Genomic DNA, 22481 nt, shown 5'->3' on the forward strand with positions numbered 1-22481 from the left:
TGAAGTTTTAAATATGTAAAAGGGATATGGTTAGTTTTTAAACCTATTTGTTTTGCTTTTTAAGTACAATATATGGCATATACAGAAGAAGAATTAAAGAAAGAACTGGAAACCAAAGAATACGAGTATGGTTTCTATACAGATATTGAGTCCGAAACGTTTCCCAATGGTTTAAACGAAGAGATCGTTATTGCTATTTCTAAGAAAAAAGGAGAGCCGGAATGGATGACGCTTTGGAGATTAGAGGCTTTTAAGTACTGGAAAGAAATGGAAGAGCCAGAATGGGCTAATGTACATTATCAAAAACCAGATTTTCAAGCGATATCTTACTACTCCGCCCCAAAGAAAGCAGATCCGAACAAAACTTTAGATGATGTTGATCCAGAGTTGTTGGAGATGTACAAAAAGTTGGGAATATCTGTAGACGAGCAAAAGAAACTCCAAAACGTTGCGGTAGATATTGTAATGGATTCTGTATCCGTAGCAACAACATTTAAGAAGACCTTGGCGGAAAAAGGTATTATATTCTGTTCCATTTCAGAAGCTATTAAAGATCACCCAGAATTGGTGAAAAAATATATTGGTTCTGTAGTTCCGAAAAGAGATAATTTTTACGCAGCCCTAAATTCTGCGGTTTTCTCTGATGGTAGTTTCTGTTACATTCCAAAAGGTGTTCGTTGCCCAATGGAACTTTCTACTTATTTTAGAATAAACCAAGCAGGTACAGGTCAGTTTGAGCGTACCTTGGTTATCGCCGATGAAGATAGTTATGTAAGTTACCTTGAAGGTTGTACTGCACCTTCTAGAGATGAAAACCAATTACATGCAGCCGTTGTAGAGCTTATTGCTTTAGATGGTGCGGAAATTAAATACTCAACGGTACAAAACTGGTTCCCTGGAGGAAAAGATGGTAAAGGCGGAGTATTCAATTTTGTTACCAAAAGAGCATTGGTGGAAAAGAACGCCAAAGTTTCTTGGACTCAGGTAGAGACAGGATCTGCCGTTACCTGGAAATATCCCTCTTGTATCTTAAAAGGAGATAACTCCATAGGGGAATTCTATTCTATTGCAGTAACAAATAACTACCAACAAGCAGATACCGGAACTAAAATGGTTCATATTGGTAAGAACACCAAGAGTACTATTATTTCTAAAGGTATTTCTGCAGGTAAATCCCAAAATAGTTACCGTGGACTGGTGCAGGTGAACAGCCGTGCAGAAGGTGCACGTAATTTCTCTCAATGCGATTCTTTGTTGATGGGTAACGAGTGTGGTGCACATACCTTCCCGTACATTGAGGCAAAGAACAAAAGCGCCATGATAGAGCACGAGGCTACAACAAGTAAAATTGGTGAAGATCAAATTTTCTACTGTAACCAAAGAGGTATAGATACTGAAAAGGCAATTGCATTGATCGTAAACGGTTTCAGTAAAGAGGTACTGAACAAACTACCGATGGAATTTGCTGTAGAAGCCCAAAAGCTATTGGAAATTAGTTTAGAAGGTTCTGTAGGATAAGAAAAGTCAATATTAAAAAAAAGCCATAGGCACCAGAATATTTAAAGTAACATATTATGTTGAAAATTAAAGATCTACATGCTAGTGTAGAGGATAAGGAAATATTAAAAGGAATTAATCTAGAAGTTAAAGCAGGTGAAGTGCATGCTATCATGGGACCAAATGGTTCAGGTAAGAGTACATTAGCTTCTGTAATTGCAGGTAATGAGAACTTTGAAGTTACCCAAGGGTCTATTGAACTAAGCGGAGAAGATTTAGAAGATGTATCCCCAGAAGAAAGAGCGCATAAAGGTGTTTTTCTTTCTTTTCAATACCCAGTGGAAATTCCAGGCGTTTCTGTAACCAACTTTATGAAAACTGCCATTAACGAATCTCGTAAGGCAAAAGGTTTAGAGGACATGCCTGCCAAGGATATGTTGAAATTAATTCGTGAGAAATCTGAATTATTGGAAATCGACCGTAAGTTCTTATCAAGATCATTGAATGAAGGTTTCTCTGGTGGCGAGAAAAAGAGAAACGAAATTTTTCAAATGGCAATGTTAGAGCCAAAGGTGGCTATCTTGGATGAAACCGATTCTGGTTTGGATATTGATGCCCTAAGAATTGTCGCTAGTGGTGTAAATAAATTAAAGAGTAAGGATAATGCCGTAATCTTAATTACACACTACCAACGTTTGTTGGAATATATAGTTCCTGATTATGTTCATGTTTTGCACAATGGTAAAATTGTGAAATCTGGCGGTAAGGAACTTGCCTTGGAACTAGAAGAGAAAGGATACGACTGGTTAAAGCAAGAAACAGCGGTTTAAAAAATTAGTACTAAGTACAAAGTACTTAGTATAGAGTACTTATTACTTTGTACTAAGGACTTAATACTAAAGATATATGGATTTAAAAGATAAATTGATTTCCTCTTTTATGGCGTTTGAGAACAACGTGGATGTAGAGCATCCGGTACACGATGTTCGTATGGCGGCTATAAAGAACTTTGAGGAAAAAGGGTTTCCTTCCAAAAAGGAGGAAGCATGGAAATATACTTCGCTTAATAGCTTACAGAAAATTGATTTTAGCATTTTTCCAAAGGAGGATAATGCGTTGGAATATAAAGATGTAAAGCGTTACTTTTTACACGAGATCGATTCTTATAAGATTGTTTTCGTAGATGGTATTTACAGTTCTTACCTTTCTGAGACTACGCATGACGGTGTAGATATCTGCTTAATGAGTGCTGCACTTACCAAGCCAATGTACAAACCGGTTATAGATGTGTATTTCAATAAAATTGCATGTAAAGACGAGTCATTGACATCTTTGAATACTGCATTTAGTAGAGAAGGGGCATATATCTATATTCCTAAGAACAAGATGCCTAAAAAACCTATTGAAATTTTACATTTCTCCACAGGTAATGAGGCTTCACTAATGTTGCAACCACGTAATTTGATCGTTGTTGAAGAAAATGCCGAGGTACAAATAATTGAACGTCACCAGAGTTTAACCTCAAACGAGGTACTTACCAATGCGGTTACGGAAATTTTTGCCGCTAAAAGTGCTATCGTAGATTTTTATAAGATTCAGAACGATGTTGAATCTGCTTCATTAATAGACAATACCTATATCGATCAAAAAGATAAGAGTGTCGTTAAGGTTCATACCTTCTCCTTTGGGGGTAAACTAACTCGTAACAACCTTAATTTTTATCAGAATGGGGAGTATATAGATTCTACCATGAAAGGTGTTACTATATTAGGTGAAAAGCAACATGTAGATCACCATACCTTAGTTCATCATATTGAACCTAATTGTGAAAGTCACCAAGATTACAAAGGTATTTATGGTGATAGTTCAACTGGGGTATTTAATGGTAAAATTATCGTTGATAAAATTGCTCAAAAGACCAACGCTTTTCAGCAGAATAACAATATTTTAATCAGTGACAAGGCTAGCATCAATACAAAACCACAGTTAGAAATTTTTGCCGATGATGTAAAATGTTCTCACGGTTGTACTATTGGTCAACTAGATGAAGATGCATTGTTTTACCTACAATCTAGAGGTATTCCACAGAAAGAAGCAAGAGCATTATTAATGTATGCCTTTGCAAATAACGTATTGTCATCTGTTCGTATTCCGGAATTAAAGATTAGAATAAATAAATTGATAGCAAAGAAGCTAGGGGTGAACCTTGGGTTTGATTTGTAATATATTTTTTCAATTCAAGATTATTTAAAATTAACGGTTCGTTAGGTTATTCTTAACGAGCCGTTGTATTTTCTTACACTACTATTAAGCTATTTTCGTCTTATAAATATTTAACTGGAATTTTATGAAACGACTTTTACTTGCCTCATTTTTAGCTTTTACCTGTATTGTTTTACATGCTCAAGATCAGAAATGGAGTGTGGAGGCTAATTACCCATTCACATTAGATGATGGTACATTTTCCAATAATGATGGAGCAATTGATTTAGGTATAAAATACCGCTTTTTTAGAACAGACTTAGTTCGTTTGGGTTTAGACCTTAATGGTGGTTTTGTATATGACAAAGCAGGTAATAATAATGAAGATACGTTCAAGTCTAAAACATATCTTTTTCAACCGAAGTTGTTTGCGGAGTTTAGTGTGCCATTTGCACCAAAATGGCATCCTATGGTCGGTATTGGTTATTCTGTTGTGAGTAATAATTTTAGTGGATCAATTTCAGGTACAGATTTTTCAGATCGCAGTGGTGCTGATGGAGGATTCAATTTTGATATCGGAATCTCCTATGATATATCATCAAGATTCTTTTTACAATTAAAGTATGATATGATTTTACTTCAAGTTAAAGATGAGGTTGTATTTGATAATGAAAGAATAAACATTGATTTTAGAGAAAATATAGATCGCCTAAAAATAGGAGTAGGATTTAGATTCTAAAATTACATATTACAATACCCTTCATACCCGATATGTTTTCATTATCGGGTATCTTTGTATATAAGAAGATTGACTATGTTAGATATTAAAAAGATAAGAGAAGATTTTCCAATTCTTAAGCGTGAGGTAAATGGTAAGCCATTGGTCTATTTGGACAATGCCGCTACATCGCAAACGCCACAACAGGTTATTGATGCTATTGTAGATTATTATCAGAACTACAATGCCAACATACATCGTGGGGTGCATACGCTTTCGCAAGAGGCTACAGATAAATATGAGCAGGCTAGATTAAAGATTCAGAAGCATTTTAATGCTGCAAAATCTTATGAAATCATATTCACGTCCGGAACAACGCATAGTATAAATCTTGTTGCCAACGGATTCTCTGCATTGATCCAGAAAGGTGATGAGGTAATTGTTTCTGCCATGGAACATCATTCCAATATTGTGCCTTGGCAAATGTTATGCGAGCGTACCGGTGCAGTTTTAAAAGTAATTCCAATGAATCAAGAAGGGGAATTACTGATGGATGCGTACGTAGAGTTGTTGTCCAATAAAACGAAATTGGTATTCTGCAATCATATTTCAAATGCGTTAGGTACCATTAATCCTATTGAAGAAATTATAGAAAAGGCACATAAGGTTGGCGCTGCCGTATTAATTGATGGGGCACAGGCAGCTCCGCATTTAGTTGCAGATGTACAAGCTTTAGATGTTGATTTTTATACCTGCTCCGCTCATAAAATATGTGGACCAACGGGAGTTGGTATGCTATACGGTAAAGAAGAATGGTTGAATAAGTTACCACCATACCAAGGTGGTGGCGAAATGATCGCGGAGGTTACTTTTGAGAAAACTACCTATGCAGATTTGCCACATAAATTTGAAGCGGGTACGCCTAATATTTGTGGTGGTATTGCTTTTGGCGCGGCATTGGATTATATGAATGCCATAGGTTTTGAGGAAATTGCCAAGTATGAACAAGCATTATTAGAGTACGCTACGCAAGAACTATTGAAGATAGACGGACTTAAAATTTACGGTACAGCTAAGAACAAAACGTCTGTGATATCATTCAATATAGAAGGTATACACCCTTATGATATGGGTAGCATTCTAGATAAATTGGGTATTGCGGTACGTACAGGTCATCATTGTGCTCAACCCATAATGGACTTCTTTAAAATACCGGGTACTGTGCGTGCAAGTTTTGCATTTTATAATACTAGAGATGAAGTAGATGTGCTTATCGCGGGTGTTTTAAAAGCAAAAAGCATGTTGTTGTAACACAAAGTTTCATTGGTAATGTAAAGGTTTGAAATGCATCAATTGTTATCGTATTTTTGTATAAAATAAAGCAATGGAAATAAAAGAGATTCAAGAAGAGATAATAGACGAATTTTCCATGTTCGATGATTGGATGCAACGGTATGAATATATGATCGAGTTGGGCAAATCTTTGCCATTGATCAAAGAAGAATTCAAGACCGATGATAATATTATAAAGGGTTGTCAAAGCAAGGTTTGGGTACATGCGGAGCTTGAAGATAATAAGTTGGTTTTTACTGCGGATAGTGATGCCATTATTACTAAAGGTATTATTGCCATTTTAATTAGGGCGTTCAGCAATCAAAAGCCACAAGATATTTTAGATGCGGACACAGAATTTATTGATGAAATTGGATTAAAAGAGCATTTATCGCCCACGAGGGCAAATGGTTTGGTGAGTATGATCAAACAACTGAAGTTATACGCAGTGGCGTATCAAACACAAATTGAAGAATAGAAATTATGAGTGACGAAAATATAGCAGAGGATAGTGCAGAATTAGGGGAGAAAATTGTTCGTATTTTAAAAACGATTTATGATCCGGAAATTCCTGTGGACATCTATGAATTAGGCTTAATTTATGATGTATTGGTGAACGAGGACAATGAAGTAAAGATTTTAATGACCCTTACTTCTCCTAACTGCCCAGTAGCGGAAAGCTTGCCTGCAGAGGTTGAAGAGAAAGTAAAATCTTTGGATGCCATTAAAGATGCAGAGGTTGAAATTACTTTTGATCCACCTTGGACCCAAGATTTAATGAGCGAAGAGGCTAAATTAGAATTAGGTTTACTTTAATTAGATCAAGCAATTGATAACGTGCTTCTATGGAAGATGAAATTGTAAATAAAGTTGCCCAGAGCAAATTGATCACCTTTAATCTTGAGGATTACTATCCAAAAGGTGAAAGAATGGTTTTGGACATCAAAGATTGGCTGTATGAAGGCTTTATTCTCAAAGAAAAAGAATTTAGAGCCTTTGTTGATGCCCATGACTGGTCGCAATACAAAGATGCATACGTTGCCATGCATTGTTCTACAGATGCTATAATACCTGGCTGGGCTTACTTATTGCTAAGTGTAAAGCTTAGTGGTATTGCCAAAAAGGCGGTACAGGGTTCATTGGTAGATCTGGAAACTAGTATATATCAATCCGTAATTGAAAATATAGATATATCAGAATATCAAGATAGATTAATTATTATAAAAGGTTGTAGTAAAAAACCTGTTCCTGCCAACGCATATCTTTTTCTGGCTGAGCGTTTAAAGCCTGTAGCAAAGTCTATCATGTACGGTGAGGCATGCTCTTCTGTGCCTTTATACAAAAGAAAATAACATTTTCATTTTTATAGATGGCGTCAATAATATTACCTTTGCGCCACTATAAACTATAAACATTAAGTATTATGAAGAAAATTGTATTAACCCTAGCTCTTGCTTTTGTAGCAACCGTTGGTTTTTCTCAAACGGAAGAGGAATTAAAAACGCAGTTAGGTGCAGCTAAAGATTCAATAGCGGCTATACAAGGTAGAGCAGATGCTATACAAGGTAAAATTGACGCCTTGCCAGGTTGGAAAAAAGGTGCCTTTGGTACTATTGGTGCAAACTTGAGCAGCTTTAACAACTGGTATGGTCAAGGAACTCCAGATTTAGCTTCTGGTAACATTGGTGTAACCGTAAATGCGTTTGCCAACTTAAAGGAAGAAAAATTCTTTTGGAGAAATTCTGCGAATGTAAACCTTGGATGGGTAAAGTTCGATGATAAGAACGACGATACCGATGATGATAGCTTTCAAAAAGGTACCGATGTATTTAACATCACATCTCTTTACGGTAGAAATATTAGCAAAACGTGGGCCATTTCTGGTTTAGGTGAATATAGAACAACTATATTAGATAACTTCAACGATCCAGGATACCTTGATTTAGGGGTTGGTGCTACTTGGAACCCTAATGCCAATTTGGTGGTTGTAATACACCCATTAAACTACAACTTTGTATTTAGTGATAACGATGCAGTTTTTGAGTCTTCTTTAGGTGCTAAGATCGTTGCCGATTATACCAAAAAATTTGGAGCGATCAATTTCAAGTCTAACCTATCTATGTTTCAAAGCTACAAGAGCGGAGACCTTTCTAACTTAACTTGGATCAACTCTTTTGGTTACACGTTATGGAACGGTATTGGTTTAGGTTTTGAATTTGGTTTACGTGACAACAAGCAAGAAGCTTTAAATTTCGCATTAACTGATAACCCTGCTGAAACATTTGATACTGTAGATAACAAGTTACAGACATACTTCTTGGTAGGTCTTAACTATGCGTTCTAAGTATAAGAAGTTTTAAGTGTACAAATTAAAAAAGCCCTCTGTTCAGAGGGCTTTTTTCGGTTAAGTAATTATCGTAAAATTTGGGGTTTTACTTTTTGTTTTCATAAGTAAAATATCGATTTGGGGTCAATACCTTTGCTTAAGTACACTGTAAAATTAATGCATAAGGTCTTGCTGAAAACAATTTATGTTGTGAACTGATCGCATTGTGTGGTGAGATTTACCATCGGTTTCATTTCATCGATGAACTGCATCAATTCTATTAAAATTGGTATTTAGTATTCGTCCAAATGCTCTGGATAAAGAAAATTATTATATGGAAAACGGGTTACATGAATGTCTCTTACCTCATCATAAACACGTTTTCTAAACTCATCTAAATTTTCTTTGTTCAATGCAGAGATAAAAATAGCACGGTCACCCACTTTTTCCATCCAGGTATGTTTCCAATCATTAATGGTAAAATGCCTTCCGGTACGCTCGGTAACTAAATCGTCTTCATCAATGGTTTCATGCTCATACTGGTCTATTTTATTGAAGACCATGATGGTTTTTTTATCCGAACTTTTAATATCCGATAGAATATTGTTTACAGAGTCTATATGCTCTTCAAACTGTGGATGAGAGATATCTACAATATGTAAAAGTAAATCTGCCTCACGAACTTCATCTAAGGTGCTTTTAAAGCTTTCTACCAATTGCGTAGGTAGTTTTCTAATAAATCCTACCGTATCACTTAAAAGAAAGGGTAAATTGCCCAGAACTACCTTTCTTACCGTGGTATCCAAGGTGGCAAACAGTTTGTTCTCGGCAAAAACATCGCTCTTACTAATAACGTTCATTAGGGTAGATTTGCCCACGTTGGTATACCCCACCAAAGCAACGCGTACCAAAGCGCCACGGTTACCTCTTTGGGTTTCCATTTGGCGGTCTATTTTCGCTAACTTCTTTTTAAGCAGTGTTATACGATCACGTACAATACGTCTATCCGTTTCAATTTCGGTTTCTCCGGGTCCACGCATACCTATACCACCTTTTTGTCGTTCAAGGTGGGTCCAAAGTCCGGTAAGTCTTGGCAGCAAATATTCATATTGTGCCAGCTCTACTTGGGTACGGGCATAACTGGTCTGTGCACGTTGTGCAAAAATGTCCAGAATCAAACTTGTTCTATCAATGATCTTACAGCGTAATATTTTTTCAATGTTACGTTGCTGTGCAGGTGATAGTTCGTCATCAAAAATAACAGAACCAATTTCGTTCTCTTGAACATAACGTTCTACCTCTTCCATTTTACCACTGCCGATCAGTGTTTTTGGATTAGGTACATCCATACGTTGTACAAACCTTTTGGTTACTTCTCCACCAGCGGTGTAGGTAAGGAACTCTAACTCATCTAAATACTCAGTTACCTTTTCTTCATTCTGTTCCTTATTGATAATACCAATAAGAACCGCTTTTTCATAATCTATACTCTTCTTTTCTATCATAATACCGTAAAGTGCAAAATTAAGCAATTACCCATAAGCTATTTCGTATTTTTATTGACTCGATAATCAAGAGTACGTGCTCGGAAGTAGTTTACTCATTAATATTATACATGCGATTACCATTTTTTAAGAAAAAGACTAAAAAACAGCGCTACACGGTTGCTTTCTACAATTTAGAAAATCTATTTGATCCAGAACGCAACGTGAACATTTTGGACAAGGATTTTACCCCTAATGGAGTAAAAAAATGGACCGTTGAAAAATACCAGCGTAAACTTCAAAAACTTGCAAAAACTATTTTTAAGATAGGGGATGAGGAACACCCTTACCCACCTGCCTTAATAGGTGTGGCAGAGGCAGAGAACAATAGTGTGCTTAAAGCATTATTAGATACCGATCCTTTAGAAGATGTGGACTATGGTTTTATACATTTTGATTCTCCCGATGAACGTGGTATAGATACTGGGCTAATTTATCGTAAACGCTTTTTTAAAGTGTTGCATGCAGAACCATTGGCTTTGTTGGTAGACAATGTTGGGGGCGTAAGAGATACCACTAGGGATATACTATATGTAAAGGGAGAGTTGAATAAAGAGTTGGTGCATGTATTCGTAAATCACTGGCCGTCTAGAAGAGATGGCGGTGTTGAGACGGAATATAAACGCGTAATTGCGGCAAAGGAAATAATTCAGCGTATTGAAGCTATTAAAATGGAAGAATTGGACCCCAATATTATTGTCATGGGCGATTTTAATGATGATCCATCTTCTTTAAGTATGCAAACCTTAAAAGATGAAGCCGGACTATTTAACCCTATGGAAACGTTGCATATACCAAATAGCCGAGGGTCTTCCGTGTATGGAAGCAAGTGGAATATGTTCGATCAAATTTTGGTCTCCAATTCATTTTTCAATTATGAAAAGAACACCCATAGTTTTGATAAGGCTGATATTTTTGACCATAAATCGCTTAGGGAAAAGAAGGGAAAATATAAAGGTACTCCGTATAGAACCTTCGTTTCTGACAAATATCTAGGAGGTTATAGCGATCACTTTCCGGTCTATGCTATGTTTACTTTCAACTCTTAACAAGGAAATAGTTAGAAAGAAAAATCCTACACATCAAAAAATAGCGTTTTCACAACAGGTTCGCCGTAATGTTTAGGTAATTCATCGAATAAAAGTGTTCATTCACCGAACACTGCCCATGGTTATTATATTTGTAGTCCAAATCTTACAATAATAACCTAACGATGACTACCTACAAATCTACCTACCGTGCTAGTAGTATACTTTTGCTACTATTATTTGTGTTCACTATGGGCCAAATGGCCATGGCACAAACCTCTCAACAACGTTTGCAAATTTCGGAAAACAATAAGAAAACGGCTTTGGCAAGTTTCAGGTCTAACTTAATTTCTGAGTACGCTCTTGAAAGAACAAAATTAAAAGAGGTGGCCAAACTGAACAATTGGAAAATTAAAGAAACGTTGGCTAATGGTAAAAAAATTGAATTACAGGGTATAGGTGCAGATGGTAGTCCGCTATACTACGAAACATATTCAGATGAAGCAGGTTTGGTGTCAAGAGCAAGTACTTTAAATACAGATGGTTTGATGGGTTTGGATTTAAACGGTGATGGTATGAAAGTTGGGGTTTGGGATGCCGGTATTGCATTACAACATCATGTAGAGTATACTTCTAGAATTGCGATCGGAGATGAGAATTCTGAAGTAGATACCCATGCCACCCATGTTACGGGCAGTATTATCTCTACAGGTCTTAAAAAAGATGCTAGAGGCGTTGCTAATAAGGCCAATGTTATTTCTCATGATTGGACAAGAGATAAAATAGAGGTTGCAGAAGCAGCTGCCAATGGTCTTTTGCTTTCTAACCATTCTTATGGGATTAAGGCTGATCGTGTACCAGATTGGTATTTTGGTGCCTATACCAAAGTTGCTCAGGACTGGGATAAAATTATGTACAACGCTCCTTATTATTTAATGGTTACCGCAGCTGGAAATGCTCAAAAAAGCATGGATAATGACACACCTACATACGGTAAAACTGCAGACGGATTTGATGTGTTATTGGGTTTTACAATTTCTAAGAACAATATTACGGTTGCCGGTGCCAATTCTAGAATAGATAACAACGGAAACCTAAAAAGTGCCGATGTTTCCGCATACAGTAGCTTTGGTCCTGTTGATGATGGTAGAATTAAGCCAGATTTGGCAGGTAACGGTGGTTCTGTGTTGTCTACAGATGCTGCCAGTAATACTAGTTATGAAACATCTTCGGGTACTTCAATGGCTACACCTGGGGTTACCGGCTCGTTATTATTGTTGCAACAATATCATAATGAGCTTTACGGTGCGTACATGAAAGCCGCTACATTAAAGGGTTTGGCTTTGCATACTGCAGATGATATAGATGATGAAGGTCCTGATTACAAAATGGGATGGGGTATCATGAATGCTAAAAGTGCTGCCGAGTTATTGAACAATAAAGATTTTACAAGCCATGTGGCAGAAGAGTCTTTACAAAACGGCGATTCTTTTTCATTTGAGGTTACTGCCAATGGTGATGACACATTGATCGCTTCTATTTCTTGGACAGATGTACAATCTAGCGTTGTAAATACGGGTGAGCTGAACAGCACAACGGCTGCCTTGGTAAACGATCTTGATATTAGGATTACAAAAAACGGACAAACTTTTTTACCTTGGAAATTGAACCCGGCTCAAGCCAATAGTGTAGCTACCAAAGGGGATAATAAAGTAGATCCTTTTGAAAGAATTGAAATTCCCAATGCAAGTGGTACGTATACCATTACCGTTACCCATAAGGGAGAACTTGTTAACGATGCTCAAGATTTTTCCTTGATCGTATCTGGCGTTTTAATGACTTCTTGTTCTATTGATGCTCCTGAGGTTGCCTTGGAACAAGCAGAAGCAGCTCAAGTAACCTTAAATTGGAATGATAGTGATGATGCCTTATATGAAATTCAGTACAAAGAAATATATCAGGAAGAATGGACTACCGAGTATATTTCTGTCAATAGCTTTATTTGGAAGGGATTGTCATTGGATCAAACCTACTCTTTTAGATTAAGAACATTCTGCTCACAGAACATTGCTTCTGAATATAGTGATGTAGCTACGTTTACTTTTATGGGCGAAGAGACCCAATTGGAAACGTTAAGCGCTTTAAGTGCCGATTCTCAAATTCCTTTTAATGTTTACCCTAACCCTGCGGTAGATGAAATTCAGTTGAACGTAAAAACATCTGATACGGCGGTTTATAGAATAATGAGCACTAGCGGTGTGGAATTAAAAATGGATGCGGCCACAAATTCAAGAATCAACGTTTCTGACCTACCTTCTGGTCTTTACGTTTTACAGATTCAGGATTTTGATGTTAATAAGAGTACTAAGTTCTATAAGTACTAAATAGCTTTAATTAATTCTTCTGGATTGTGTGGTAAACGAAAGTCCTTGTTGCCCAACAGTGGAATTCATTACGCCTTCAAACAATGGTTCTGGGGAATTTTTGGGTGCATGCCATTCAAAAATAAAATTAGAACCTGTACCACCTTCAACATCCATTTCATCAATAATGATTTCTACGGTTTCAAGAGGTGCCAAATATATTGGGTGATTAAAATAGTTGCGTAATGATACGCCATGGGTATCAAAATACTCGGCCTTGGTCAAGTATATGGTGTCTATATCACTGGTATTGCGTAAACTTACCATAGCCGTTAAATTATGGGTCTTATGCTCAGAGCTGCTATATATTTGGGAATAGATAGATAAGTAAGATTTACCATGCTCTAAAGAATCCATCGTTTTTATGGTAGCCTTTCTCCTGGTCCAGTTTTCAGGATTTATAGAGCTTATTTCCTTTTCTTGCACACAGCTTGCTACTAAGACAATTACCGAGAATAATAGGATGCACTTTTTCATAAATAAGTCGCTTTTAAAACAATGATGGTACAAACAAAATTACATCATTAGTCATGTATTTATATCGTTAGATGCTTTTTTTAACTCAAATCTATTATTTGGCTACTTTCTTTACTTCATCATCTTTTAATACCGGTTGGTTTCTTAGTCGTAAATAGACCTGGGCAGTAGTAAGCACATCTAATTCGCAATAGGTGATAATCCGGTTTAAATCGTTCTGTTCATAATAGACCACGCGTACCATACTGCCATCAATATCCTCTTTGGGCGATGGTATGCCCAGTACATGTGCCATTAATTTTAGGGAGGTATAATGCTTGTAATCACCAAACTTCCAAAGCTCCATGGTATCTATATGTGGTACTTCCCAGGGTTTTTTGCCAAACAAGTCTAGTTTCTGGGGCAATGATATGCCGTGAATAATCATTCTACGGGCAATGTACGGGAAATCGAACTCCTTACCGTTATGGGCGCAAAGCACATGCTTGGCATGGTTAAAATGCTCGTCCAATAGGTCTTTAAAATCCTGTAGAAGCTTGTTTTCTTCACCGTGAAATGTGGTGATCCTAAAACTTCTACGGTCACCTTGAATAATAAAATAACCTGCCGAAATACAAATGATTTTACCAAACTCCGCCCAAATACCGGCACGTTCATAAAAATCCTCTGCCGTAATTTCGTCTTTTCGTTGGTATTGAGATTTATGTGCCCACAGTTCTTTGGTTGTATCATCCAATTGGTCAAAAGCACTTTTTTCTGGCACGGTCTCAATATCTAAAAACAAGATATTTTCAAGATGTATTTTATCGGGCATAGAAAGGTAAGATACTAATAAGTAAGAAATTATGGTAATTTGAGTGTAATCGTTCTTTTGCTATGTAAAATTTTTTAGCTAAAACATAATTTTGAGAACGTAATATCAATGTTTGGAAGAATTCATTGCCTCAACTATAGCTTTTAAAGCTTTCTAGTGTTATTCTTTTTTGTCTGGTTTATTCCAATATCTTAGATAATCTTAACTCTTACACCTATTTCGTACTTATATTTTAACATTTATAGTGTCTCCGTTTCTATAGATAACCTGTACAACTTCAAACTCCTTTTGTTAACCATAAAAAGAAATAGTACAGAATAAAATTAGTATTGTAATCTTCGTTTTTATAAAACATGATAATCTAACCACTTTAGGGTAACGGTTCGCAATATGTTCAATTACAATTTCCATTCTGCATTTCTAAAAGACTTGGGTTTAATAAATTGGAAGAGACATTCCAATCTCCAGAGAACCCTCCAATATTTACAAGGTCACTTAAATTGCAAAAATCACTTAAAATAGTATTGTCTGTTATTTGTATGAAGTTGTTCACTGACCTTAATCCATCTAAACCTTCAAGGTTAACTAGAGATTTATTTTGATTAATATATATAGGACCTGCTTCTACAAGAGTTTCAAGACCACTAAAAGAGGTCAGTTGATCACAATAACCAATGTTTAGTAAAGCCGAAGTTGCGTTAGCGGTTATGCCAGAAAAATTAACAAGCGATCTGCTTTCTAACCAAAACGTGTTTTCTATTACATCCAAATTTATTCCGCTTAAACTATTCAACATTTCATTACTTCGAATTATTAGCTCATTTACGGACTGCAGGTTTGATAGTGCTACTAAAGAAACTAAAGAATCATTGTTATATAGACGTAATTCTGTGCCAACGGTTCTCAAGCTCTCCAATCCATTAAGAGAGGTTAATGAATTTAGATTATCTATTTGTAATCGTTCACCAACGTATTCAAGTAGATTTAAACCTTCCATGGAAACAATTTTTGAATTCTGATATAATATTAAACGGTCCGTTACTTGCTTGACCCCCCTTAATCCTTGAAGATCTTCAAGGTTAAAGTTTTTTTTAATACTAAGTCTACCTACTTCGTTAATATTTTGAAGCCCTTCGAGACTTGTTAATGCATAACAATCGCCTATACTTATTCCTGCTACATCCTCAAGGCCTTGAGGATTTCCAATACTAGTAATTTCGGTTAAACCGGATAAGCTTTCAATAGACACTAGATTTCTATTTAGATATAAATGTAAATGATTTACACTTTTTAATCCTTCTAACCCATTAAGCTGTAATAACGAATCATTGTATTCTATAAATAAACCTCCTGTTACTTCGGTTAACCCACTTAGTGCTTCTAGGCTTGTTATTGGGTCATTACCGAAAAATCCATTAATATTTAGATTGCCATTAATCCCTGAATAACACATTTCGCCAAATGCATTCACTTCAGATTGAGTTTCCAATCTTACACTTCCTTCAAAAAAACCTTCATTACATATAGTAGTAATTGAAAAGGGACTAGTCCAGTTTCCTGTTCCGTCAGTACAAAGACCCCTTATATAAAAATCATAATTCGTATTAATATCTAAATTATTTATTATAGCTGATGTTTCATATACTTGAAATGTAGAACCTTGACCTAAAGTAAAATCTTTTAAGCCATATTCTAATTCGTAAATAGTAAAGTTCGCATCTGTGGACCAAGTTATTGTGGCACTATTACTGCCTACCTCATCAATATTTACATTAAGATTGCCTTCACAAGGTGTTAAATTAGTTTCTGGTGAATTTTCATCTGGATTTTGCTTAATACCTTCACCAGAATCTTCCCCCTTTGAACAGGATAGCAAAAGGCTTAAAATTAAAAAAACAGTAATATTTCGATAAGAAAAATTTAATTTTAAAGTAGTAAACATCTATGGTATTTAATTAGAATTCGGGTATAATATACCTATATCCAAACAGGGCATAGGTATATCATTTTATTTTTTAGACAGCAAATTCTTAATTAGAGTTGAATGATTTCTATTCCTGTATTAATAGCGTTTTCAGATGCCTTACTTAAGGAAATTATTTTATCGCCATCTCGGATGATCAAAATTGGAAATCCTTTCGTTAAAAATTCATCATCTCTGGTTAAAGAGGGGTAATGTCCTATCTGTATTGACTTTCTATTGCTTGTTGCAGCATAAATGATTGCTCCATCATCACTAAATGCAAAATCTGAAAACCGTAAAGTACCATGTTGAAGCTGACCCTTATATTCCATAGAACTATTTGCTAAATATACCGCACCATCTTCTGATGTTATTGAATATGTTCCATCATCCGAAACTCTGAAAATTCTTGGGTTTAAGGGGTAATCACCATGATATTGGTCATCTTGATGTATTTCTATTTCTCCGGTACTACCAATTTTAAAATATTCCATGTCAACTGGACTAACAGTTGTTGTAATGGAAATTACCTCATTTCTGCCAGGTATCATTCTTAACCTATCTCTTTCATGATCTCCATTTCCGTCAATATGTATTCCGCTTTCTCTAGAGTAGGTACGTATAGGTTGCTCCCACCATGGTGAAGGTTCAACAGAGGCTATCACATGTCCTAATCCGTTTGTTACTACACTTGCAGTCTTTAAACCTGTGTTTATAGATGTTGTTAAACTAAGATTATCTGCATTGTAAACATAAATATATCCATTATCACTTGGGGTATAAATCTCGACACCATACCCATTATCTCCAATATCACTATAACCTATAATACCTTGCAGATTTGTTTCATTGACTACCTCTAAGTTTATATAATCAAATTTTATCAATTTTTGACCGGCTTGGTCTATCAGGTAAATGTAATCTTCCGTTGGATGCTTTAGCATATCATATGGCTCAAAATTGAATACGTGCCCACCTGGTGTATCAACTGTCTCTTGATTACTATTTCTAGAATTGTTTTCATTGTTTGTAACCTTTATGAAATAACATACTTGAAATTCCAAAGGAGGAAGTTCATCGGTAAAGTTTAAAGTTTCCTTTTCGGATATGGTTCCTAACAATTCCTGATTAAATTCAGAACAATTTCCGTTCGATCTATAGATTTCATATTTTAAAAAATCTGAATTTGGATATTCCGTCCATTCTAAAAGAACTTTCCCTTCATTTTTAATGGGCTCTAATAATGTTATTGTACTTGGGGATAGCGTGCTTACTTCAATAGATGCACTTGAACTATAGCCGTCAGAATCTTCTGCAGTTATGGTAATTTGGTGTATGCCTCTAGATAGCGTGTTCGTAGTAAATGTGGCATTTCCATTTACATCTGGAGAATTTGTGTTTAATTCTCCATCTACATCACTTTCCCAAATAACTTTTAGGTCTTGGTTAGGGGTTTCATCATCTATAATGTCTGCACTGAATGTAATGTCTTCTCCTTCTGAATATTCGGTCGATGTTGCTGGCAAGACTATTTGAATTACAGGAGCAAGCCCTTCGTTTATGCCCGGTATTATGTTTATGGTTGTTTCAGATAATTCACTTGTTTGAATATTGACTACTGATTTTCCTGATCCTACATTCTCTAAGCTTGCAAATACCTCATAGCTGCCCTTTTCTAAATCCGTTAGCAGCACACTTCCAAAATCATCAGTAGTTCCCTGCTTTGATGGGGGATTGGTATATACCACTGCATTACCAACTGGTTGGTTGCCGTTTAAAACTACACGGACATTTAAATCGCCGGCGGTAGTTGCTTCACTATTGTCTTTACTACAACCTACAAAGGCAATTATGATAAGTAGAAATAGAAAGCTTATTTTTTTCATGTATTGATAATTGATTCGGTTTTTAGAACGTATTTATAAGAGAATAGTTGTGTGGGATATTGGTAAACTTGGCAATAATTATTAAATAAAAATTTGGGTAATATTTTCAGAAGTATACGAGAACTAGCTATATACGTTCTTATACTTGCTTTATTCTTTCTCTTGCAGTTCAGATTCAATCAAATTCAATATCTCAATGGAGTAATCTAACATTTTAATATGTAGTTTTAATCTATTAAGTTCAGCACCTGTTTTCATAGCTAGTGAATGTAGAATTTTGGAATTTTGATATAGGTCTGAAATTGTTTTATCCTTTATCTCAATATTTTCTTTAAGCTTGCCTAAGCCCATGGACTGTCTAAGTTTATGATCTAAAAATAAGGTTCCAATTGATGAGAATTCATCATTTAATGTATTCAGTAAATTCATAGCTGATATTTCATCCTCAAATCCTTGATTTATTTCAGATGAAAATAAAGCCAGTTTTGATTTTAGGGTTTCGTTGGTCAGTATTTTTAAATCTCCACTTCCGATCAAAGCTTCATAACTTCCTAAGATAGGTTCTGCCCTATAGTAATTAAAAGCACCATAGTAGATAAATGTACCAATAGAATCTCTTTTGTATTCAACAACTTTATTTTCAAAACATTTTATTAGTGATTTACAATTATCAATAACAAACTGCTGTTTATCAACAATGTCCGAATACATTTTTTTATTTTCGATAAAATCTTTTTGTAGCGTTTTAAGGATTAATAGTTCACTCTTTTCTTCTTTTTGTTTTTCATTCCAATTGTTGATTTGTAAAGCAATCAATATCCCAATGACAACAAGTATAATCTCTCCTATAGCATATATAAGGTACTTACTGAATTTGCTTTCCGAGAGCAGATTTTGCCTAATTTTTCTAAAGAATTTTATCATTGTTTAGTGGGTTATCATAATGACGATCAAGATGTTTGGCTATGGTTTGCTGCGTGGTTAAGTACCTAAATTAGAAAATAAAAACTGAATAGGCAATCTGTATGAATTTTGGTAAGTAGACTAGAACCAGCAATAAATTATTTACGTTGAAGGTAACTGGCTTTTTTTTAAAGTATTTGTTTTTCTTTAGGCCACTTCCAAGCATACCAAACAATTAATGCGGTAATGATACTTTCTAAAAATGCCAAGAACACATAGAAACTATACCACTCGGTATTTGAATTGAAGCCAATAAATAGCATCATTGTTGTAAACAATATTCCAAATACAATATTTAGAATACGATTTATTTTCGGTTTTAGGAGAATTGAAAGTGCAACCATTACTGATGAAGTTGCCAAAATCATTGAGGCTAATAATAATTTAGTGGGACTATCTAGAATATTTTCTCCGGTAAGTAAACTGTTTATTTTTCCTGGTGTGTAGAGTTCAAAATAATCTCCATATAAATAACAGAAAGTTGCTGAAGCCCATAAAGCAGCAAGTTTAATTTTGATATTCACCTTTGGGTTTTCTAACATGTCCTTTAAAGTTTTAGATTTCAAGTGCCTTTGTATATATAAAGACGCAAAATCTAATTAAATGGTTGCCTGAATTCTAAATCTTGTTAGGTTTTTAGCTTGTAGCCATCCGTTTGGTGAAGTTTAGTACATGGGCAAGGAAACCTTATGTTACCTTCTTAGCACGCAGCTAAAGCTTATTGTTTAGTTTTATTTTTTCTTATCCAAAGCTAAATCTATTCCCGACAGCTATCGGGGTAGCGACTTTATAAATATATACAGACTTTTCGATTAAGCTCTAAACTCTGCATTACGTTCAGACTTTGTTGTTTGCTGGCTTTTTTCATCCGATTATTCTTTCGGGAAACGATTCTAATTCTTTCGTCAATTCCTTCGCAACTTTTTTTAATTCCGCATTGTCCATTTCGCAGTCAACATAATATTCTTTATTATCATTTGCATTTTGCGGTCGAGATTCCAAGTCAAATATTAGTCGGACAGTTTTTAAATCTGATTGATTTTTTATTAATTCAAATTTCAAATTCGGTTCCATAAACACAAGCGAATCAGAATCCGTTTCAATGTCATTTGAAAGTTTTTCAAACCATTCGATTATTTCTTTTAAATCTTTTACCAAAAGTGAAGGATCAATCGTTTCCCAATTTCCATAATCACTTTTTACTTTTAAATAAACCAACAACCAATTTGAGTCATATTCGCAATCACTTATTTCAGGAAACTGGTAGTTAGTTATGCTAAATTCAACAGTTTGGTCATTAATTCCTTTAAATATCATTTATTTCAGATTGGTTTTTTTCAGTTAGCGTCTACGGTCTTGTATATGAAAAGTAGCGGATTTTAAGTACTAACTTTTCGGATTATAACTAACCTTTAATTTGTTCATTTTGTAATGATTAAGCGATTAAACCGCTATTTTTTATATACGTTTTTGTGCGTTCGTGTTTATTCTATATTTCAGGTGCTGACGAATAGTTTTCTCTATCTGGAAAATTCCCTCTGTGATGCCATTTGTCTCCTCCTTTATGAGTACTATATACCTTTGCTCCATGCTTTTTTAGACAATTGACTAAAGCTCTTCTCGGATGTTTATGTCCTCCTTTGGCTGAAACATAACATACATTAGGTGACATAGTTTCAATAAGTCTCGAGGATAGATTTCTTCTAGAACCATGGTGAGGAACATCTAACCAATGAATATTTTCCAGATTAAATCTATTTTCAACATCTTCAAATGCTTGTACTCCTGCATCTCCAGTAAATAAATATCGACTATTTTCTTTTGCGATTATTTCAAGTATAACACTTGAATTATTTGTAGCCGAAGTGGAATTTTCCTCATCAACTATTGGACATGGCGAATTTTTTTCTAAAGTTTCGTTAACTATCGCTGTTCCAAAAATTGAGTTGAATGCATAAGACGCTTCAGATGAAACGTAATTCTCTATATTTCCCATACCAGGAAGTAGCGAGTCATAAAATTCTTTCGAAGGTCCTAATATTTTTATTACACCGTTGAAAAGCGATTGACCATAAAGAGCATTTTCTCTAGTAATACCCTTGGAATCAACTAAATTGATAAAATCATCTACATTAGTTAAGGATTCAAGTATTACTTGATACTGTTTATTTGCAGATTTTAATTGAAAATGTTTTTTAAGAGTTTGATAGGTTGCTGAACTAACATGTTCCGCTGGATTATTTATCCATACTTGCTTTATCTTATTACCATAATGTTCAACAACTTTAATAAGTCCTCCAATATGGTCTTTATCGTGATGAGTGCAAATAACTAAATCTGGCGCAAACTTACCTGCATCTTTCAAAATGTATTTGTCCATATGGTCAATTACCTTATCACCATCGCTTTTATTTCCACCATCAATGAGAATTACAAAATTGTTATTATTATGGTCTTTGAGCCAAACAATTATTGAATCTGCATTCCCTAAAGAAAGCATATCTATACTTATATCTATCATACTTTATTAGATGTTTCAAGAGCAAGAACGTTACAAACGAATCTTTTTCCATGGTTCTGAGTCACAATAGCCAAAATGAAAAATTGAAAAATAGTAAAAAACAAATACCACCATTTGGTATTACTTGGCATCATAAATAATCCAATTATACCTCCAAAAATTAAAAACAATAAAGCGATTGAACACATATCTCTACCAAGTAAGAAGTCTTTATGACTCTTTTTTACTAAAGGTTCTTCTTGATAGGTTTTATAAATTTTATACCATAATGAGTTTTGTTCTTTTGCAAGTTGAGGAAGAGGACTATAATTTAATTCGAGGTTATTTAGGTCAATCCTATCATCTTTTTTGGAATAATGAGAAAATGCTCTACAGGCAGGTAAAGGATTTTTAATTCTCCAAAATGTAATTATAGCTTTCTGATTACTACTAATCAAGCCATTTATTATAAATAATAATAGTGGAGTTATTAAAAGCCAAATACCTTTGCCTGTAACAAATTCTTCCCAATCAAATTCATTTATTTCGAAGCTAGGTACAATAGCTAAAGTGTAAAATAATAAAGCATTGAAGGAAAAAAATGTCCAAATCAATTTTGCATTTTGTTCTTTTAATGTTTTTTGGTTATTCATCTATATTGGTTTTTCGACATGACGCACAACGGTCTCGGCTCGTATGTTTGGTTCTTAGTTTGAAGATACTATATTTTGAATGATAAATTAGTTTAAAGGGAAGAGTGATTTCGAGGTTCGGCTAGATACTTGAGAAAGATATCGTCGCTTAGGTT

At 35.0% G+C, this 22481-nt stretch carries 21 protein-coding genes; 11 read left to right on the forward strand and 10 right to left on the reverse strand.

Annotated features, from left to right (window positions below; translation table 11 throughout):
* The first annotated feature begins 72 nt into the window (after nucleotides 1-72).
* The 9 genes from sufB (at nucleotide 73) to VBZ51_RS09260 (ending at nucleotide 8093) form a co-directional block, all read left to right on the forward strand.
* Entirely contained in the window at nucleotides 73-1518 is a 1446-nt protein-coding gene (sufB, locus tag VBZ51_RS09220) for a Fe-S cluster assembly protein SufB (protein WP_058104476.1), read from the forward strand.
* Between the two features lie 56 nt (nucleotides 1519-1574).
* Complete coding sequence (sufC, locus tag VBZ51_RS09225; protein ID WP_058104475.1) at nucleotides 1575-2327, forward strand: Fe-S cluster assembly ATPase SufC; 753 nt, start codon at nucleotides 1575-1577, stop codon at nucleotides 2325-2327.
* A gap of 76 nt (nucleotides 2328-2403) precedes the next feature.
* Nucleotides 2404-3720: a Fe-S cluster assembly protein SufD gene (gene sufD / locus VBZ51_RS09230; RefSeq protein WP_416576720.1), complete on the forward strand. Its 1317-nt coding sequence runs from the start codon at nucleotides 2404-2406 to the stop codon at nucleotides 3718-3720.
* A gap of 124 nt (nucleotides 3721-3844) precedes the next feature.
* Nucleotides 3845-4438 (forward strand): outer membrane protein, encoded by a 594-nt coding sequence (locus VBZ51_RS09235; RefSeq protein WP_416576721.1) that lies wholly within the window; start codon nucleotides 3845-3847, stop codon nucleotides 4436-4438.
* 75 nt (nucleotides 4439-4513) lie between these two features.
* A complete protein-coding gene (locus VBZ51_RS09240; RefSeq protein WP_416576722.1) occupies nucleotides 4514-5728 on the forward strand; it encodes an aminotransferase class V-fold PLP-dependent enzyme in 1215 nt (404 codons plus the stop codon).
* A 73-nt stretch (nucleotides 5729-5801) separates the two neighbouring features.
* The gene (locus VBZ51_RS09245; protein ID WP_058104471.1) at nucleotides 5802-6227 is read left to right on the forward strand and encodes a SufE family protein; all 426 of its coding nucleotides are present in this window, start codon (nucleotides 5802-5804) and stop codon (nucleotides 6225-6227) included.
* Between the two features lie 5 nt (nucleotides 6228-6232).
* Nucleotides 6233-6565, forward strand: coding sequence for an SUF system Fe-S cluster assembly protein (locus tag VBZ51_RS09250; RefSeq protein WP_058104470.1), 333 nt, complete (start codon nucleotides 6233-6235; stop codon nucleotides 6563-6565).
* Between the two features lie 29 nt (nucleotides 6566-6594).
* Complete coding sequence (locus tag VBZ51_RS09255) at nucleotides 6595-7101, forward strand: DUF2480 family protein (protein ID WP_058104469.1); 507 nt, start codon at nucleotides 6595-6597, stop codon at nucleotides 7099-7101.
* Nucleotides 7102-7172: 71 nt separating this feature from the next.
* Nucleotides 7173-8093 (forward strand): DUF3078 domain-containing protein, encoded by a 921-nt coding sequence (locus VBZ51_RS09260; protein WP_416576723.1) that lies wholly within the window; start codon nucleotides 7173-7175, stop codon nucleotides 8091-8093.
* A gap of 275 nt (nucleotides 8094-8368) precedes the next feature.
* Here the strand turns inward: VBZ51_RS09260 and hflX are convergent, their stop codons facing one another.
* Complete coding sequence (hflX, locus tag VBZ51_RS09265; protein WP_058104467.1) at nucleotides 8369-9580, reverse strand: GTPase HflX; 1212 nt, start codon at nucleotides 9578-9580, stop codon at nucleotides 8369-8371.
* 110 nt (nucleotides 9581-9690) lie between these two features.
* On the opposite strand from hflX, the gene VBZ51_RS09270 reads away from it, so the two are divergent.
* Complete coding sequence (locus VBZ51_RS09270; protein ID WP_416576724.1) at nucleotides 9691-10668, forward strand: endonuclease/exonuclease/phosphatase family protein; 978 nt, start codon at nucleotides 9691-9693, stop codon at nucleotides 10666-10668.
* A 164-nt stretch (nucleotides 10669-10832) separates the two neighbouring features.
* Nucleotides 10833-13031, forward strand: a complete 2199-nt coding sequence (locus tag VBZ51_RS09275; RefSeq protein WP_416576725.1) for a S8 family serine peptidase — start codon at nucleotides 10833-10835, stop codon at nucleotides 13029-13031.
* A gap of 6 nt (nucleotides 13032-13037) precedes the next feature.
* Here VBZ51_RS09275 and VBZ51_RS09280 read toward each other — a convergent pair whose 3' ends face one another.
* From VBZ51_RS09280 to VBZ51_RS09320, 9 genes are all read right to left on the reverse strand, one after another.
* Nucleotides 13038-13547, reverse strand: coding sequence for a DUF3124 domain-containing protein (locus VBZ51_RS09280; RefSeq protein WP_416576726.1), 510 nt, complete (start codon nucleotides 13545-13547; stop codon nucleotides 13038-13040).
* A 94-nt stretch (nucleotides 13548-13641) separates the two neighbouring features.
* Nucleotides 13642-14361: a 3'-5' exonuclease gene (locus tag VBZ51_RS09285; protein ID WP_416576727.1), complete on the reverse strand. Its 720-nt coding sequence runs from the start codon at nucleotides 14359-14361 to the stop codon at nucleotides 13642-13644.
* 394 nt (nucleotides 14362-14755) lie between these two features.
* Complete coding sequence (locus VBZ51_RS09290) at nucleotides 14756-16303, reverse strand: fibronectin type III domain-containing protein (protein ID WP_416576728.1); 1548 nt, start codon at nucleotides 16301-16303, stop codon at nucleotides 14756-14758.
* 92 nt (nucleotides 16304-16395) lie between these two features.
* Nucleotides 16396-18210, reverse strand: a complete 1815-nt coding sequence (locus tag VBZ51_RS09295) for a hypothetical protein (RefSeq protein ID WP_416576729.1) — start codon at nucleotides 18208-18210, stop codon at nucleotides 16396-16398.
* Nucleotides 18211-18360: 150 nt separating this feature from the next.
* Nucleotides 18361-19134 (reverse strand): DUF6090 family protein, encoded by a 774-nt coding sequence (locus VBZ51_RS09300; protein ID WP_416576730.1) that lies wholly within the window; start codon nucleotides 19132-19134, stop codon nucleotides 18361-18363.
* A gap of 167 nt (nucleotides 19135-19301) precedes the next feature.
* Nucleotides 19302-19739: a DUF6326 family protein gene (locus VBZ51_RS09305; RefSeq protein ID WP_245188876.1), complete on the reverse strand. Its 438-nt coding sequence runs from the start codon at nucleotides 19737-19739 to the stop codon at nucleotides 19302-19304.
* Nucleotides 19740-20037: 298 nt separating this feature from the next.
* Complete coding sequence (locus tag VBZ51_RS09310) at nucleotides 20038-20490, reverse strand: hypothetical protein (protein WP_058104455.1); 453 nt, start codon at nucleotides 20488-20490, stop codon at nucleotides 20038-20040.
* A gap of 172 nt (nucleotides 20491-20662) precedes the next feature.
* Nucleotides 20663-21694 (reverse strand): ComEC/Rec2 family competence protein, encoded by a 1032-nt coding sequence (locus VBZ51_RS09315; protein ID WP_058104454.1) that lies wholly within the window; start codon nucleotides 21692-21694, stop codon nucleotides 20663-20665.
* The gene (locus tag VBZ51_RS09320) at nucleotides 21691-22326 is read right to left on the reverse strand and encodes a hypothetical protein (RefSeq protein ID WP_058104453.1); all 636 of its coding nucleotides are present in this window, start codon (nucleotides 22324-22326) and stop codon (nucleotides 21691-21693) included. The genes VBZ51_RS09315 and VBZ51_RS09320 overlap by 4 nt, the downstream gene beginning before the upstream one ends.
* Nucleotides 22327-22481: the final 155 nt, after the last annotated feature.

Source organism: Maribacter sp. HS, from assembly GCF_048059195.1.
GTDB lineage: Bacteria > Bacteroidota > Bacteroidia > Flavobacteriales > Flavobacteriaceae > Maribacter > Maribacter dokdonensis.